Raw genomic sequence first — 14322 nt, forward strand, 5'->3', positions numbered from 1 at the left:
GCTTAGTTTTTATTTTGATCTATAAGTTTGCCGTTAGTTATCCAAGGCATCATTGCGCGAAGTTTTTTGCCAGTTTGATTTAGCAAACTTCTCTCAGCTGTACCGCGCTCAGCGTTCATTCTTACATATCCTGCTTTTCTCTCTAGGATGAAGTCTTTTGCAAATTTGCCATTTTGAATCTCTTTTAAAACTTCCTTCATGGCTTTTCTACTCTCTTCGCCAACTACCCTTACGCCGCTTACGTAATCACCGTATTCAGCGGTATTTGAGATAGAGTAACGCATATCGGCCATGCCGCCTTGATACATTAGATCAACGATTAATTTTAGCTCGTGCAAGCATTCAAAATACGCCATCTCAGGCTCATATCCAGCCTCTACAAGCGTATCAAAGCCAGCATTTACTAGAGCGCAAAGACCACCGCAAAGCACAGCTTGCTCACCAAACAAATCTGTTTCAGTTTCATCTTTAAATGTTGTCTCAATGATGCCGGTTCTACCGCCGCCTATACCGCAAGCATAGCTTAGAGCGATCTCTTTTGCCTTTCCACTTGCATTTTGCTCAACAGCGATAAGATCAGGTATGCCACCACCTCTTACAAATTCGCTTCTAACTGTGTGTCCTGGAGCTTTTGGAGCGATCATGATGACATCTATATTTGCTGGAGCTTTGATTTGACCAAAATGAACATTAAAACCATGTCCAAATGCGATAGCAGCGTGATCTTTTAAATTTGGCTCGATCTCATTTTTATAAATTTCTGCTTGAAGCTCATCTGGAGTTAAAATCATAACCACATCAGCGCCTTTTGTAGCTTCGCTGACAGTTTTTACCTCAAAGCCCTTTGCTTCAGCTTTTGCCCAGCTTTTGCCACCTTTTGAAAGGCCAATCACAACGCTTACACCGTTATCTCTTAAATTTTCAGCATGTGCATGACCTTGTGAGCCAAAGCCGATGATTGCTACTTTTTTACTTTGAATAAGGCTTAAATCGCAGTCTTTATCATAATAAACATTTATAGCCATTGTTACTCCTATTATTAAAATTTGGCAAAATTATAACTTTAGCCAGCAAAAATTCGGCTGAAATATATAGAAACTCTTTTTAAGTTTTATGATAATTTATTTTGATAAAATACGCTGAAATTTCAAAAAAAGAGATAACTCAATGAATGAATCAGTTTTTAAAAAAATCAAAGCACTTCCACCATTAGATGACACAGTTATACAAATTCAACGCTTACATGCGGACGAAAATAGCTCAATAAGTGATCTTACAAAAGTGGTCGAAAAGGATCCTATGCTAACGGCAAATATCTTGCGTTCAGCGAACTCTCCACTTTATGGGTTTTCTCAAGAGATCACAACCATCGCAAGAGCTATTTCTCTTTTTGGTATGGCTACTATTCGAGGTTTTGCGCTTTCAAGTACGATTAAAAAGAGCTTTTCTATAAATTTAGAGCCTTATGGCATTACTACACAAGATTTTTTAAATATCTCGATAATACAAAATGCACTGATGTACAATTGGCATTCTAAAGTTAATCCTAAAAGTCTAGAAATTCTCTCTCCGGCTTCATTTATGCTTGAGATTGGCAAGATAGTTCTTGCTCACGAATTAGCCGAAAATAAGCAAGATGTCGAATTTAGAGAAAAACTTAAAAATATATCTAGCCCAATTGATCTTGCCCTATTTGAAACAGAAATTTTAGATATGTCAAATGAAGAAGTTACAGCTAAAATTTTTGAACAATGGAACCTTGAGACAGAGCTTAGCAGCTCGATACTCTATTCAAATAATCCAGAAGAGGCACCAGATCATATAAAAGATTACGCAAAAGCCCTAAAAGTGATAAAAACAGCTGTGAATATCTTTAATCAACTTGATGATATAAGCATACAAAATACTCTACCTCTTCTTGACGAATACGGCTTTGGACATGATACGTTTTTAATGGCTGTCGCTAAAGTCAAAGATAATTTGTGAAAGAATTTCTAACATCACTACTAGTTGGCATCAAGGAGAAAGAAGTTTCAAACGAAGATAAAGAGATTTTACGAAATCTCTTAAATCTTGGTGCTGTAAGCTCTCATAAAGATAAATTTTACCTAAACAATGGCTACGTCTGTGGCAAGCTAGACATCAGTCAAAACGCAACTGGCTTTATCATGCCATTTGATAAACGATTCAAGCAAGATATCATCGTAGAAAATAAAAATTTAAACAACTCTCACCTTGGCGATATCGTGTTAGCAAAGCTTTTGCCGCTTAAGAAAAAACGCCAAAGCGCTAAAATAGTAATGAGCCTAAAGCTTGCCAATGAGACAAGCGTGGTCTACACAAAACGCTTTGGAGCGGCCATTTTAGGTGTAAATTTAAAAACTGGACTAAGCACAACCCTAAAAGCGACACAAAAAAGCCTAAAGATGCTTCCACTTGGAACACTACTCAAAATAAATAACCTAAACAACGAGATAGTCGAGGTTTTAGGAAATTTAGACGATCCGCTAAGTGATGAAAAAATTTCGCTTGCTATTTATAATAAAAATGATAAATTTAGCGAGGCTTGTGAGCTTGAGGCAAAGGCATTTGGCGATGAAGTTGATGCTAGCATGTATCCAAATAGGGTTGATCTAAGAAATTTAGAGTTTTGCACGATCGACCCAGTCGATGCCAAAGACTTTGACGATGCCATATATTTTGATGAGAAAAAGCGCGAAATTTACGTCGCAATCGCTGATGTAAGCGAGTATGTGACCGCATATAGCGCTATTGACAGCGAGGCTAAAAAAAGAGGCTTTTCTATCTACTTTCCGCACATCTCAGTACCGATGTTGCCGCGCGCGCTTAGTGAAAACATCTGCTCGCTAAAACCAAACGTTCCACGCCTTGCATTTTGTTTTAAAATTTCACTTGATGCGAATAATGAAGTAAAAAAAGAGGAGCTTTTTGAGACGATCATCCTTTCAAAAAGGCGCTTTAACTACGACGAGATCGATGAAATTTTAGAAGGCAAGAGAGAGTGTGAAATTTCATGGATCAAGCCACTTTTTAAACTCACCACAAAGCTTCGCAAAAAAAGGCTTTTGCATGCATTTGACTTTAGGACAAAAGAGCTGAGAATGAGCCTTGATGAAGAGGGTCAAATTTCTCAAACCAGATTTGAAAGCGACTCCGACTCACATAGACTTGTCGAGGACTGCATGCTTTTAGCAAATAAAGCCGCCGCAAAGCTCATCACAAAGGGCGTTTTTAGAAACCACGCTTCGCCTGATTTTAAAAAGATAGATACCTTGCTTGAAGATTTACAACTTTTGGGGCTTGACTTTACCTACGAGAGTGACCTTGCAAATTTGATAAGAAAGATCCAAATAAAAGCCGATGAACTGGGCAACCGCGAAGAGATAGATAAACTCATCATCAAGTCTCAAAAAAAAGCTGAGTACTCAAGTGAAAATTTAGGCCACTTTGGGCTTGGATTTGATAGATACACACACTTTACAAGTCCTATTAGACGCTATTCTGACCTTATTTTGCACAGACTTTTAAAGGCTAAAATTTCAAAAGATGAGAAACTTTACAACTTCTTGCTTTTAAACATCCAAAGCACCTGCGCAAATTTAAGCGAACTTGAAAGAGAAGCCGACAAGGTAGCCTACGATTTTATGGATAGGAAATTTGCACGCTGGGCAGCCGCAAACATCGGCAAAGAGGTGCGTTGCTACGTGAGCGAAAACCAAAATGTCTTGGTCGCTAAGCTTGATGATTATTTTGTTGGAGCTAGAATTTTTATAACTGGATATAGCGCAAATTTACTTCAAAAGCTCGTTGTAAAGATCACAGAGGCCGATATCGCAAGCGCTAAAATTTTTGCAAAAGTGGTAAGAAAGATCGATGTATAGAAAGGATTTGGAGCTAAATTTAGCAAATGCAAATTTAAGCAACTATTTCTTGCTTTTTGGAGCGGATGAGTTTCAGATCGAACTTTTTGGCAAAGAAATTTTGAGCTTTTACTCAAGCGAAGACGCAAATTTATTAAGCCTTTATTTTGACGAGTACAACTACGCGCAAGCAAGCTCTCACCTAAGCGAGCAGTCGCTTTTTGGAGGTAAAAATATCCTCTATGTAAAAAGCGACAAAAAGATCCCAGCAAAAGAGCTAAAAGAGCTCATCTCGCTTTGTTCAAAAAGTCATGATAACTACTTTTTGTTTGAGCTTTATGAGGCCGATATGAAACTAGTTTTTGATACGCAAAAGGCTTTTGGGACAAATTTTGCGAGATTTTTCAAGCCCTCAACTCCAGATGAAGCGATAAATTTGCTAGCTAAAAGCTCAGCTAAAATTGGTCTAAACATAACCAAAAACGCACTTTATGAGCTTTACTTTACACATAATGAAAATTTATACCTTGCTGCAAGCGAGCTAACAAAACTAAAGAGCCTAAACACACATATCGAACAAGATGATGTAAAAAGGCTAGTTTTTGGGCTTGGCGGGATAAATTTTGATGATTTTTTTAATAAATTTATGGCCCTAAAAGACATAAAAAACGACTTTTTTACCTATCTAGAAGATCCAAATTTTAATGAAATTTTACTTCTAAACTCACTTTACAAAGCATTTTTTAGGCTATTTAAAATTTACTCTTACATCAAGATAAATGGCCGATTAAATTTAGATGAAGCAATTGGTTATCAACCGCCTATAAATGTCGCAAATTTATTAAAAGCAAATAGCTTAAAACTAAATTTAAATGCCTATTTGGAGATATTTAAAACGCTAAATTTAGCCGAGTTAGAGCTAAAAACAAATACAAAAATGGATAAAGAAATTTTTGTATTATCAACTATTTTAAATTTACAACATCTCATATCAACAGCAAATATTAAGTAACTTTAAGCTAAAATCCACCCTTGCTTAATGCAAAATCCTTGCTCACAAAGTGAGCTAAATATCCATAAGGAGAAGAAATGAAACATTACGAGCTTTTATTTATTCTTAAGCCGACATTAACGGAAGAGGAAGTTAAAGCTAAAGTTGACTTCGTAAAAGAAGTTATAACAAAAAACGGCGGCGAGATCGCTACTGTTGTTGAGATGGGCACTAGAAAGCTAGCTTACACCATCAAAAAATATGAGCGTGGAACATATTTTGTTATCTATTACAAAGCTCCACCAGCACTTCTTGCAGAGCTTACAAGAAATGTAAGGATCACTGAAGATATCATAAGATTTTTAAGCGTTAAATATGAAAATAAACGCGAAATCGCAGCTTGGGAAAGACTTTGTAAAGGTATCAAACAAACTATAAAAAAAGAGCCTCGTGAGCCAAGAGTACCGCGTGAGCCAAGAGTTGAAAAAGTAGACGAACAAACTTTTACAGAAGAATAATCAAGGATAAAAAATGTTCAATAAAGTAGTACTGGTTGGGAATTTAACAAGAGATATCGAGCTAAGATACACTACTAGTGGATCTGCTATAGGAAATTCCGGTATTGCTGTTACTAGAAAATTTAATACTAACGGCGAAAAACGTGAAGAGACATGCTTTATTGACATATCGTTCTTTGGCAAATCAGCTGAGATAGCAAATCAATATTTAAGCAAAGGCTCTAAACTTCTGGTTGAAGGAAGATTAAAATTTGATCAATGGACCGACAACAATGGACAAAACCGTTCAAAGCACTCAATCGTAGTTGAAAATATGGAGATGCTTGGCGGAAATAGCGGAGCTAATGGACAAAGTCAAGGTGGATTTAATCAAAATAGTTCGTACTCACAACAACGAAATAATGGTTCAAATAATAGCTATGGTAATACTGGATATCAAAATTCAGCACCACAAAGACAGCAAATGCAACCACAAAATAAAAAAGTGCAAGAAGAGTACTATGAGGAGAAAATCCCTGATATAAACATTGACGCCGATAATTTTGATGGCGACAACGAAATACCGTTTTAATTTAAAGGATAGAAAATGGCAGAAAAAAGAAAATATTCACGTAAATATTGCAAATTTACAGAAGCAAAAATTGATTTTATAGATTATAAAGATACTTCTCTTTTAAAGTATTGTTTATCAGAGAGATTTAAAATCATGCCAAGACGTTTAACTGGCACATCAAAAAGACATCAAGAAATGGTAGAAAAAGCGATCAAAAGAGCTCGTCATGCAGCTATTATACCTTACATAGTAGATCGCAAAGATGTAGTTTCAAATCCTTTTGATGGACTATAATTGTTTAATTTATTAAACCCCTATTAATGGGGTTTAATCCTAATCTTAAATATCCTAGATTTATGTTCTTATAGATTTTTATTTATTGACTGCAGTTTAAAATATTTTTCAAGCACTATCTATAATTTTGGTTTAACTTACACGAGGCAATTAGAATTTATTCAGGTGGATATCTCAAAAATATATACTGTCTTTAAATAACTCTATAGCATCAATTTATTAGTTCAAAATAATTTATTTAGCCATATGTACAATCAATATCGTTGATCCATATTATTCACAATTTTTACCACGAATCACGCATCATCTATTGTGCGGCAATAGCTGTCCACATGAGGCTAAAAAGTAAGATACTTAATATAGAAAAACTTTATAATAAAAACATGTCTTAGTAAATCCAATATTCATCCATTTGGTGTCCGCATATCTTACAAGTGGGCTTTATAATATATTTTATTTTGAAAACTTATTGATGCCAAACCAACCTAACCATGCAACCATGTTAGCTAAAAACAAATTTTAAACATCCTTTTCTTGACATGTAATAATGTTTTTTGTATAATCTCAATTCTTTTTTAAGCAAATGTCTTGCTAGCTCAGTCGGTAGAGCATCTCACTTTTAATGAGGGGGCCGTTGGTTCGAATCCAACGCAGGACACCATTTTTGGGTTTATGACCCTTTCGTCTAGTGGCTCAGGACTCTACTTTCTCTGTGTAGAAACAGAGGTTCAAATCCTCTAAGGGTCGCCAGATATTTTTTAAATTTTAGGTCGCTTAGCTCAGTTGGTAGAGCGCCACCCTTACAAGGTGGATGTCATAAGTTCGAGTCTTATAGCGACCACCATTTTAGGTGCAGCGGTAGTTCAGTTGGTTAGAATGCCGCCCTGTCACGGCGGAGGTCGCGGGTTCGAGCCCCGTCCGCTGCGCCATCCATTATTCTTTAACTTCCATTTTTCCCAGTTATTGCTATTCTTAAAAATAGTGTTTTTATTAAAAAATTTATGCTTTAAAATTTTACATATAAAATAAATTGAAAAATAAAATCTAATTTATCGCTACTAAATCGCATATATTTAAAAATAAATCTTTTTCTAAAATTTCTAAATAATTGATACAAGACAAATCAAAATTAATATTTTTATCTCTAAGTTATCAAAAAATCAATATAATCGTAAAAATTTAATAAGGGAAATTTATGGCATTTGAAAATGTATTAAAAGCAATTGAAGATATAAAAAATGGCAAAATGGTAATTATGGTCGATGACGAGGACCGTGAAAATGAAGGAGACTTGGTTTTTTCAGCGGCAAGCAGCGATATGCAAAAGGTAAATTTTGCAATCACTCATGCAAAAGGTGTGCTTTGCCTTGCGATGGATGAAGCAAACGCAAAAAGACTTGATTTGCCGCTAATGGTTTCTAAAAATACATCCAGCCACGAAACCGCATTTACTGTCACAATTGACGCAAAGGAGGCAACGACAGGTGTAAGTGCTTATGAGCGTGATATGACGATTAGACTTGCTGCTAGTATTGATTCAGTGCCTGAAAATTTTGTAAGGCCTGGGCATATATTTCCGCTTATTGCAAAAAAAGGTGGTGTCCTCGTTCGCACAGGTCACACTGAAGGATCAGTTGATCTTTGTAAACTTGCTGGCGTTAGTCCAATGGCTGCGATTTGTGAGATCGTAAAAGAAGATGGCACAATGGCAAGACGTGATTATTTGGAGGAATTTTGTAAAAAATTTAACCTAAATATGATAAGCGTTTCTGAATTAGTAGAATACAGACTTAGCCACGAAAGCTTAATAGAGGTTTCGCCCGCAAAGAGTGTAAAAATCTGTGGTTTTGAAGCAAAAAGATATGACATAAAAGATCACGAAAATAAAAATCATGCTGCCTATGTTTTCGGAGAGATAAAAGCACAAACTAATGTAAAATTTCAAAAAATAAGTAAAGATCATGAGCTTTTAAGCGGAGATAAATTTGATAATTTATTAAAGTCGTTGGATTTTTTAAGTAAAAATGGTGGAGTGTTACTATTTTTAGAAAGCAACAAAAGCGATGCAAGCTCGCAAAAAGATTATGGCATTGGGGCACAAATTTTAAAGTATTTTGACATAAACGAAATTGAGCTTTTAAGCTCAAATAAAAATAAAGAATTTGTAAGCCTTGCAGGTTTTGGTCTTGATATAAAAGGCTATAAAGAAATTTAAATAGATAGCCTTTTGACGCTTTTTATTTAACGCGGATATTAATCATCCTAATAGCAAAATTCTTCACTTGGAAAATTTTTGCCTTTTACATCATTTGCGTAGGATTGCACACTCTTTCTTACAATATCCGCTCCATCAAGATAGAGTTTTACAAATTTTGGTTTAAAGTCTTCAAAAAACCCAAGCATGTCAGACCATACAAGCACTTGCCCATCGACATTTACCCCAGACCCAATGCCAACAACTGGCACATGAACTTGCCTTGTTATTTCACTAGCCACACTACTCATTGTACCTTCAAGCAAGATACCAAATGTGCCAGCTTGCTCAAATGCCAAAGCCTCTTCAATTAATTTTTTTGCCTCGATCTCGCTTCTACCTTTTATCTTATAACCTCCTTCAAATTTATAAAACTGAGGCTTTAAGCCAATGTGAGCCATAACGTTTATACCCTCTTCACAAAGACGCTTCACTAAATTTACTTGGTGCATACCAACTTCGAGCTTTACCGCATCGGCATTTGTCTGTTTGAAAAATTTCATCGCATTTTTTATCGCTTGCTTTTCATTTGTGTAGCTACCAAATGGCATATCAGCCATGATAAAAGTATTTTTAGCTCCGTTGCAAACGGCCTTTGTATGATAAAGCATGGTATTCATGTCCGCACTTATCGTGCTTTCTTGCATATTAAAACTCATATTTAAGCTATCACCAACCAAAATAATATCAGCATAATCATCAAAAAGCTTAGCAAATAACGCATCATAGGCAGTTATCATTACAATAGGCTCAATGCCTTTTTTGTTTTTTATATCATTTATGCTTAGTTTTTTCTTCTGAGTTTTTTCATTTTTCATTGCAAGCTCCAAGGATTTTTAGCTAAAAGGCTAACAATTTTATCAAATTTTTGCTACAATTACGCCAATTTCTTAAGGACATAAAAATGGGTATATTAAAAAGGCTTGAAATCGATTACTCTTATGATATAGTTGAAGAATTTTTATCTCACTATGCTTTAATGTGCGATTTACTCGAGCCTTTGATAATAAATTTAGGAAGAGCTGATAAATATAAAGATAGTATCTTAGAGCTTACTAGGATTTTTCATAATATTAAGTCAGCAGCAGGATTCATGCATCTTGATCCGATATTAAAGCTTACAACTTTAGCTGAAGAGATAACCCAAGAGGCAAGAAGTCTAAAAGGGCCAGCAAATGATAAATTTATAGATTGGTTGCTACTTATTAGCGATCAGTTTAATAAATATAAAGATGACGTCGAGAACGATTTTGAATATTTTAGCGTTCTTGAGCCAAAAATCATTGATGTGCCTGCAAAACTTAACTAAATAATTCACTAACCATTTTATTTTTTGGGAGCGACTTGGCTTCGACAGGAGCAGAGTGTGTACGGTGGCACGTCGCTTTGAGCAAAGCGTAAAAAGCTCAAATTAAATTTAAACGCAAACAACGTTAATTTCGCTCCTGCTTACGCTAAAGCTGCGTAAGTTCAGTTGAGCCTTGCTTAGTCTAATTCTAGCTAAGACAAAAGCAAGTAATTTAGCTAGAGTAGGCTCGCAAAGTGACTACTTGCTAGCTGAAATTTTAGTCTTAGTCTAAATTTTGGTTTTGGAAAGTGAGCCTTTTTAGATGAAATTTTCACTTTTGCTAAGCGTGTAGAGGCTGTATGCATTTTGTTTTTGGACAGGGGTTCGATCCCCCTCGCTTCCACCATTTTTATCTAAAATACAAATAAATTTTTATTAAATAGCCTAAATTAAAAAAGCTCTTCTGACTCAAAATAATTTTGTGAAATATTTCGCTCTTTTTCATTGGTATTTACATGAAGCACGTAGTAACCTATCTGTGTGTTGCTAGCGTCTATTAATGGTACCACGCAAAAGTAGTGTGTTTTATAAACGTAAAATTCATATTCTTTAAAATTAATATCACGCAAAAAACCTACTATGTTTAAATTTGCACTGCTTAAATTTTCGATGTAATAATCATTTAAAATTTGATCACTCGGAATGCTTTTACGTGAAGGCATCTTATCTTTTGCCAAAAGAACAAATAGATCAATTCCTTGCTTTTTAAAATAATTTCCAAGTGAGTCAAAATTTAACAAAATCTCGATGTTGCCAATAATTTTACCATCACGTATTACGTTTGAAACAGCCCTTATATGCGTTCCAGCATACCACGCCTCGATGCCGACCATGGGCTTGTTTTGATGCCTTGACTCTTGCACTAAAAACCTACTACTAGCGATCATATCGCCATATCTGTTTAGATCCCAACTCCTTACATAGCTTTTTAGATCTTTATCATAAATGTGAAGCTTAATGTTGTTATACATCGATGCTGCACCAAGAGTTTTGGTCAAATTTTCGATATTTTTTATGCATTCGTCGCGACTTTGCCCTAGCAAGCACATTTGTATAGACTCATTTTGAGCAAGCAAGATAGAGATCGCCATTGATGAAAATTTCTCATCATCTATGCTTTTATTAAGCTGTTTTACCTGGTAATCAAAAAAGACTCGCATATTATTTTGCATCTTTTCAGCCATATAAGAGCTGTAAAGAAAGTAAAAAAGCCCTCCAAGCACTATGATAAAGATAAAAATATGATAAATCTTATGCAAAAGGTAAAAAAATGAGAACAGATAAAAATATGGAGCAAATAGCGTTAAGAGCGTTATTTTAGCAGATAGGGACACAGGGTAAAAAATGAGAACTCAAAATGCAAAATTTGCAAAATTTAGGCATTTTTTGTGCATTTTGAAAACCAAGCTTCAATCTTCTTCAAAATTACTTCAAAAACTTCAAAAATTATTTTAAAATTGTGTAAAATAGGCTTTATATCGAGATTGCACCCGACGGAAGCACTTTTTTAACTACGCCCACAATTTTAAGCTGGTCTAGCTCGTCATCCTCTACTACTATATCTTCATAAAGTTCGTTCATCGAGGTTAGTCGAATACGCCTTTTTATCGGGTCTTTAAGTAGCTTTTTGACATATAGATCGCCACCAAGGTTTGCTATTACTATCTCGCCGTTACTGGCCTCGTGCGTAGGCAAGACAAGCACCATATCGCCGTCTTTTAAAAACGGTTCCATACTATTGCCAAGCACGTTTATAACATCGTATTGTTTGGCTGGTATACGCAATATAGTTGTTAAAAAAGAAGCAGTAACTGGTATGCTCTTAAAACTCTCGTTATCGTTGTTTGCACCGTATCCAGCAGCTGCGCTAACGTTAGGGAAAAAGCGTAAATTTATAAGCTTATTTTCTTGCTCGTTTATAACCTTTTGCATCTTTTGTAATGTTTCAGATTTTTCTGGACTAATGGACATATTGGGAGACGACTTATGGACACTTATGGACAAACTATTGGACATTTTGTCGTTTAGAAAATAAGATACATTTACGCCAAATGCAGAGGCAATTTTTTCTAAATTTAGTTGCGTAATATTACCTTTGCCGCTTTCGTATAATTGTATGCTAGACTTGCCAACTCCTGATTTTTCAGCCAAATCACCTTGCGTCCATTCCTTGTCTTCTCGTAAAGACCTAATCTTTTGTGCTAAATCCATAGAATACCCTTGACAAACCTAATAAATTAGATTATAATTTCGACATTGATACCAAAATTATAACAAAGGAAGCTTAAACGATGATAGATTTAATCGGCAACGTAAAAAGCGGCGGAGTAGCGGAGCAAATCCAAATCAAGACAAATAAAACTTTAAAGAGATTTTGCCGCGAAAATAACCTAAGTTATGGCAGTATCTTAAACGGCTATTTCTCTAAAAAAGCTAGAAATACCTTTAAAAAAGTCGGTATAAAAGTAGCCTAATATGTGGGTAAGTTCTAAGCAAGCGGCGGAAGTTTTGGGCGTGAAATACGACGCTTTAATGAAAGCAATCAAGCGTGCAGAACAAGCAGGCAAAAAAATTTGCTCAATAAAACCTAATATATTAAGTTTTATCTACACAGACGGCATTGGTCGCGGTGGCAAAACCCTCCAAATTTGGATCGATGACGCCGTAGCAAACGACGACCCAAGCAAAAAGGAGCCAGACGATGAGAAAAATAGTATTAACGCTAACCTTGATCATAGCCGCGGTAGCGATAGCGCCGCTTTTTGCAGCGCTGTGGATAGCGCAGTTAGCGATGGATATATTATGGACGGTAGCGGCAATGATGAGCGCGGCGGCGATAGCTGTAATCTGCTTTGCGGAGCGCAAGCTTGCGAAAAAATAGAGGCCAAAAGCGCAAGCCAAGATCAAGTAAAGATAAAAATCGAGGATCTAGAAAACATGAATAAGCTAAAAGCCGTCAGAGAGCTAAAAAACTGCCCAAAAGGCATGAGTAAGACTATGTGGGGGCAAGGAGTAGCGAAAAAGTACGGAGTTAGCCTAAAAACGCTTTATGCATGGGCGAAACTAAATAAAAAAGAGGACGTAGAGATAGAAGACGATGAGTTAAGCATTGATTTTAGAGCTAGCTTTAAGAGTTCTAGCTTTGAAATGAAGGCTTTAGAGTGGGCAACCGGGTTTATGCTGCATAATCCTTTGAGCTCTAAAAGGTTCGTTTACGAAAAGCTTGAAATTTATGCAAAAGAGAACGACCTAAATATAGGTTCTTATCAAAGCTTTGCGAGATTAACGGCGAGCGCTGAAATAAAAGCCATGCTGCTTCGCGCAACCGCCGGAGATAGAGGGGTGAGAAACGAGATAGCTTCTCATATCATCAGGGATCTAAACTGCTACGAGAGCATGGAGCTAGTTTGCGGCGATCAGATAGTGTTTGATTTTGACGCTATCGGCCCCGACGGAGAGGTGCTAAATCCAAATGCTTACGTATGGATAGATATGGGAAGCGGAGCGATAATCGGCGTGGATGTAACGTTTGGCAAATATAACCGTCTAAGCGTAGGAAGAAGCCTAAAAAGCGCACTAAGGTTCGGCATGGCCGACGCCATATATACCGATAACGGCAAGCCCGAGCTAAGTAACTACATAGAGCAGGTAAGGAGTCAGCTAAGCGGCATAAAATTTAGAGACTTCGACGATCTTGCGCCAAACATGATACACAAAAAAGCAAAGCCGGGAAACTCGCGCGCAAAACCTATCGAAAATATCTTTAACCACGTGCAAAGACGTATGAGTGAGATAGTATTTTTCGAGCGAGGGGGTGCAGGCTATCACAAAGATAAACGGGGCGACGAAAAAGAGATCATCAAAAAATATATGAAGGAGAATCCTTTAAATTACGAGGATTTCATTAGTTATTTCGAGCAAGGGATCAGGTGGTGGAACGAGCACTATAACGAAAGTCGCAAGATCCATCCTATGAAAAGCTTTCTTGAAAAGCTAGACGCCAAGCCAAAGGTGGTGTTTGACGAGACGACTCTTGATTTTATATTTAGCGAGCGCCGTGCTATCAAGGTAAAAAATAGCGGCGTAACGCTAACGATAATGGGGCAAAAACGCACCTATAGTCATCCGAAACTTTGCAAATTTAACGGCGAAACGGTGGAAGTGCGCATAAACGAGAACGACTACGAGAGAGTAAATATCGTGGATATGGATAGCCACAGAGCGCTATGCGAGGCAAATATCATAGATAGGATAGATCCTAGAGATCACGAAAAAGTAAAAGCGCAAATCGCTAAAAACGAAGCCGTAACTAAGGCGGTAAGGGCGGCGTTTGGATATTACTTTGATCTATACAAGAGAGCAAATGCCATAAACACATATACGAGCGTCGCGCATGAAACCAAAGTAAAAAACGAGAAAACTAGAAAAATTAATAAAAAAATAGCGATGAGCAATGAAGAGCTGCTTAACGCCATGTAAAAGG

General features: G+C 36.5%; 14 protein-coding genes, 4 tRNA genes and 1 other RNA gene. 15 read left to right on the forward strand and 4 right to left on the reverse strand.

The genetic code is table 11. From position 1 onward, the window contains the following. Positions 1 to 2: 2 nt before the first annotated feature. The gene (gene ilvC / locus CVS93_RS06095) at positions 3 to 1025 is read right to left on the reverse strand and encodes a ketol-acid reductoisomerase (protein WP_107686969.1); all 1023 of its coding nucleotides are present in this window, start codon (positions 1023 to 1025) and stop codon (positions 3 to 5) included. A gap of 142 nt (positions 1026 to 1167) precedes the next feature. Here ilvC and CVS93_RS06100 point away from each other — a divergent pair, with 142 nt between their 5' ends. The 11 genes from CVS93_RS06100 (at position 1168) to CVS93_RS06150 (ending at position 8452) form a co-directional block, all read left to right on the forward strand. After that, positions 1168 to 1986, forward strand: a complete 819-nt coding sequence (locus tag CVS93_RS06100; protein ID WP_021091523.1) for an HDOD domain-containing protein — start codon at positions 1168 to 1170, stop codon at positions 1984 to 1986. Then, entirely contained in the window at positions 1983 to 3902 is a 1920-nt protein-coding gene (locus CVS93_RS06105; RefSeq protein WP_107686970.1) for an RNB domain-containing ribonuclease, read from the forward strand. Before CVS93_RS06100 ends, CVS93_RS06105 begins: the two co-directional genes overlap by 4 nt. Beyond that, the gene (holA, locus tag CVS93_RS06110) at positions 3895 to 4893 is read left to right on the forward strand and encodes a DNA polymerase III subunit delta (RefSeq protein ID WP_107686971.1); all 999 of its coding nucleotides are present in this window, start codon (positions 3895 to 3897) and stop codon (positions 4891 to 4893) included. The genes CVS93_RS06105 and holA overlap by 8 nt, the downstream gene beginning before the upstream one ends. A 77-nt stretch (positions 4894 to 4970) precedes the next feature. Next, positions 4971 to 5390 (forward strand): 30S ribosomal protein S6, encoded by a 420-nt coding sequence (gene rpsF / locus CVS93_RS06115; RefSeq protein WP_087580576.1) that lies wholly within the window; start codon positions 4971 to 4973, stop codon positions 5388 to 5390. A 13-nt stretch (positions 5391 to 5403) separates the two neighbouring features. After that, positions 5404 to 5961, forward strand: a complete 558-nt coding sequence (locus CVS93_RS06120) for a single-stranded DNA-binding protein (RefSeq protein WP_087580575.1) — start codon at positions 5404 to 5406, stop codon at positions 5959 to 5961. 15 nt (positions 5962 to 5976) lie between these two features. Then, on the forward strand, positions 5977 to 6237 hold the full coding sequence (gene rpsR / locus CVS93_RS06125) for a 30S ribosomal protein S18 (protein WP_021091467.1): 261 nt from the start codon (positions 5977 to 5979) through the stop codon (positions 6235 to 6237). 585 nt (positions 6238 to 6822) lie between these two features. Beyond that, positions 6823 to 6898, forward strand: a tRNA-Lys gene (locus CVS93_RS06130). Between the two features lie 13 nt (positions 6899 to 6911). After that, positions 6912 to 6987 (forward strand) — tRNA-Glu (locus CVS93_RS06135). Positions 6988 to 7005: 18 nt separating this feature from the next. After that, positions 7006 to 7081: transfer RNA gene (locus tag CVS93_RS06140), tRNA-Val, on the forward strand. An 8-nt stretch (positions 7082 to 7089) separates the two neighbouring features. Further along, a tRNA-Asp gene (locus CVS93_RS06145) sits at positions 7090 to 7166 on the forward strand. Between the two features lie 266 nt (positions 7167 to 7432). Beyond that, positions 7433 to 8452: a bifunctional 3,4-dihydroxy-2-butanone 4-phosphate synthase/GTP cyclohydrolase II gene (locus tag CVS93_RS06150; RefSeq protein ID WP_107686972.1), complete on the forward strand. Its 1020-nt coding sequence runs from the start codon at positions 7433 to 7435 to the stop codon at positions 8450 to 8452. 47 nt (positions 8453 to 8499) lie between these two features. Here the strand turns inward: CVS93_RS06150 and panB are convergent, their stop codons facing one another. After that, complete coding sequence (panB, locus tag CVS93_RS06155) at positions 8500 to 9309, reverse strand: 3-methyl-2-oxobutanoate hydroxymethyltransferase (RefSeq protein ID WP_087580573.1); 810 nt, start codon at positions 9307 to 9309, stop codon at positions 8500 to 8502. An 86-nt stretch (positions 9310 to 9395) separates the two neighbouring features. Here panB and CVS93_RS06160 point away from each other — a divergent pair, with 86 nt between their 5' ends. Beyond that, positions 9396 to 9800: a histidine phosphotransferase gene (locus CVS93_RS06160; RefSeq protein ID WP_035167557.1), complete on the forward strand. Its 405-nt coding sequence runs from the start codon at positions 9396 to 9398 to the stop codon at positions 9798 to 9800. Positions 9801 to 9826: 26 nt separating this feature from the next. Further along, positions 9827 to 10185: a transfer-messenger RNA gene (ssrA, locus tag CVS93_RS06165) on the forward strand. Positions 10186 to 10228: 43 nt separating this feature from the next. Here the strand turns inward: ssrA and CVS93_RS06170 are convergent. Both CVS93_RS06170 and CVS93_RS06175 read right to left on the reverse strand, forming a co-directional pair. Then, complete coding sequence (locus CVS93_RS06170; RefSeq protein ID WP_199907240.1) at positions 10229 to 11011, reverse strand: cache domain-containing protein; 783 nt, start codon at positions 11009 to 11011, stop codon at positions 10229 to 10231. A 301-nt stretch (positions 11012 to 11312) separates the two neighbouring features. Continuing rightward, positions 11313 to 12050 carry an XRE family transcriptional regulator gene (locus CVS93_RS06175; protein ID WP_107686973.1) on the reverse strand — a complete coding sequence of 246 codons (738 nt, stop codon included), beginning with the start codon at positions 12048 to 12050 and terminating at the stop codon, positions 11313 to 11315. 80 nt (positions 12051 to 12130) lie between these two features. On the opposite strand from CVS93_RS06175, the gene CVS93_RS06180 reads away from it, so the two are divergent. Both CVS93_RS06180 and CVS93_RS06185 read left to right on the forward strand, forming a co-directional pair. Beyond that, positions 12131 to 12313, forward strand: a complete 183-nt coding sequence (locus tag CVS93_RS06180; RefSeq protein ID WP_107686974.1) for a hypothetical protein — start codon at positions 12131 to 12133, stop codon at positions 12311 to 12313. 1 nt (position 12314) lies between these two features. Then, positions 12315 to 14318 carry a Mu transposase C-terminal domain-containing protein gene (locus CVS93_RS06185; RefSeq protein ID WP_107686975.1) on the forward strand — a complete coding sequence of 668 codons (2004 nt, stop codon included), beginning with the start codon at positions 12315 to 12317 and terminating at the stop codon, positions 14316 to 14318. Positions 14319 to 14322 lie beyond the last annotated feature (4 nt).

Source organism: Campylobacter concisus (assembly GCF_003048535.1).
Taxonomy (GTDB): domain Bacteria; phylum Campylobacterota; class Campylobacteria; order Campylobacterales; family Campylobacteraceae; genus Campylobacter_A; species Campylobacter_A concisus_S.

Coding starts and splice junctions, on each gene's coding strand:
- rpsR (WP_021091467.1), top strand. CDS start 5,977: ATGGCAGAAAAAAGAAAATATTCACGTAAATATTGCAAATTTACAGAA.
- CVS93_RS06180 (WP_107686974.1), top strand. CDS start 12,131: ATGATAGATTTAATCGGCAACGTAAAAAGCGGCGGAGTAGCGGAGCAA.
- CVS93_RS06150 (WP_107686972.1), top strand. CDS start 7,433: ATGGCATTTGAAAATGTATTAAAAGCAATTGAAGATATAAAAAATGGC.
- ilvC (WP_107686969.1), bottom strand. CDS start 1,025: ATGGCTATAAATGTTTATTATGATAAAGACTGCGATTTAAGCCTTATT.
- CVS93_RS06170 (WP_199907240.1), bottom strand. CDS start 11,011: ATGCAAAATAATATGCGAGTCTTTTTTGATTACCAGGTAAAACAGCTT.
- CVS93_RS06160 (WP_035167557.1), top strand. CDS start 9,396: ATGGGTATATTAAAAAGGCTTGAAATCGATTACTCTTATGATATAGTT.
- CVS93_RS06120 (WP_087580575.1), top strand. CDS start 5,404: ATGTTCAATAAAGTAGTACTGGTTGGGAATTTAACAAGAGATATCGAG.
- CVS93_RS06100 (WP_021091523.1), top strand. CDS start 1,168: ATGAATGAATCAGTTTTTAAAAAAATCAAAGCACTTCCACCATTAGAT.
- CVS93_RS06175 (WP_107686973.1), bottom strand. CDS start 12,050: ATGGATTTAGCACAAAAGATTAGGTCTTTACGAGAAGACAAGGAATGG.
- panB (WP_087580573.1), bottom strand. CDS start 9,309: ATGAAAAATGAAAAAACTCAGAAGAAAAAACTAAGCATAAATGATATA.
- CVS93_RS06185 (WP_107686975.1), top strand. CDS start 12,315: ATGTGGGTAAGTTCTAAGCAAGCGGCGGAAGTTTTGGGCGTGAAATAC.
- holA (WP_107686971.1), top strand. CDS start 3,895: ATGTATAGAAAGGATTTGGAGCTAAATTTAGCAAATGCAAATTTAAGC.
- rpsF (WP_087580576.1), top strand. CDS start 4,971: ATGAAACATTACGAGCTTTTATTTATTCTTAAGCCGACATTAACGGAA.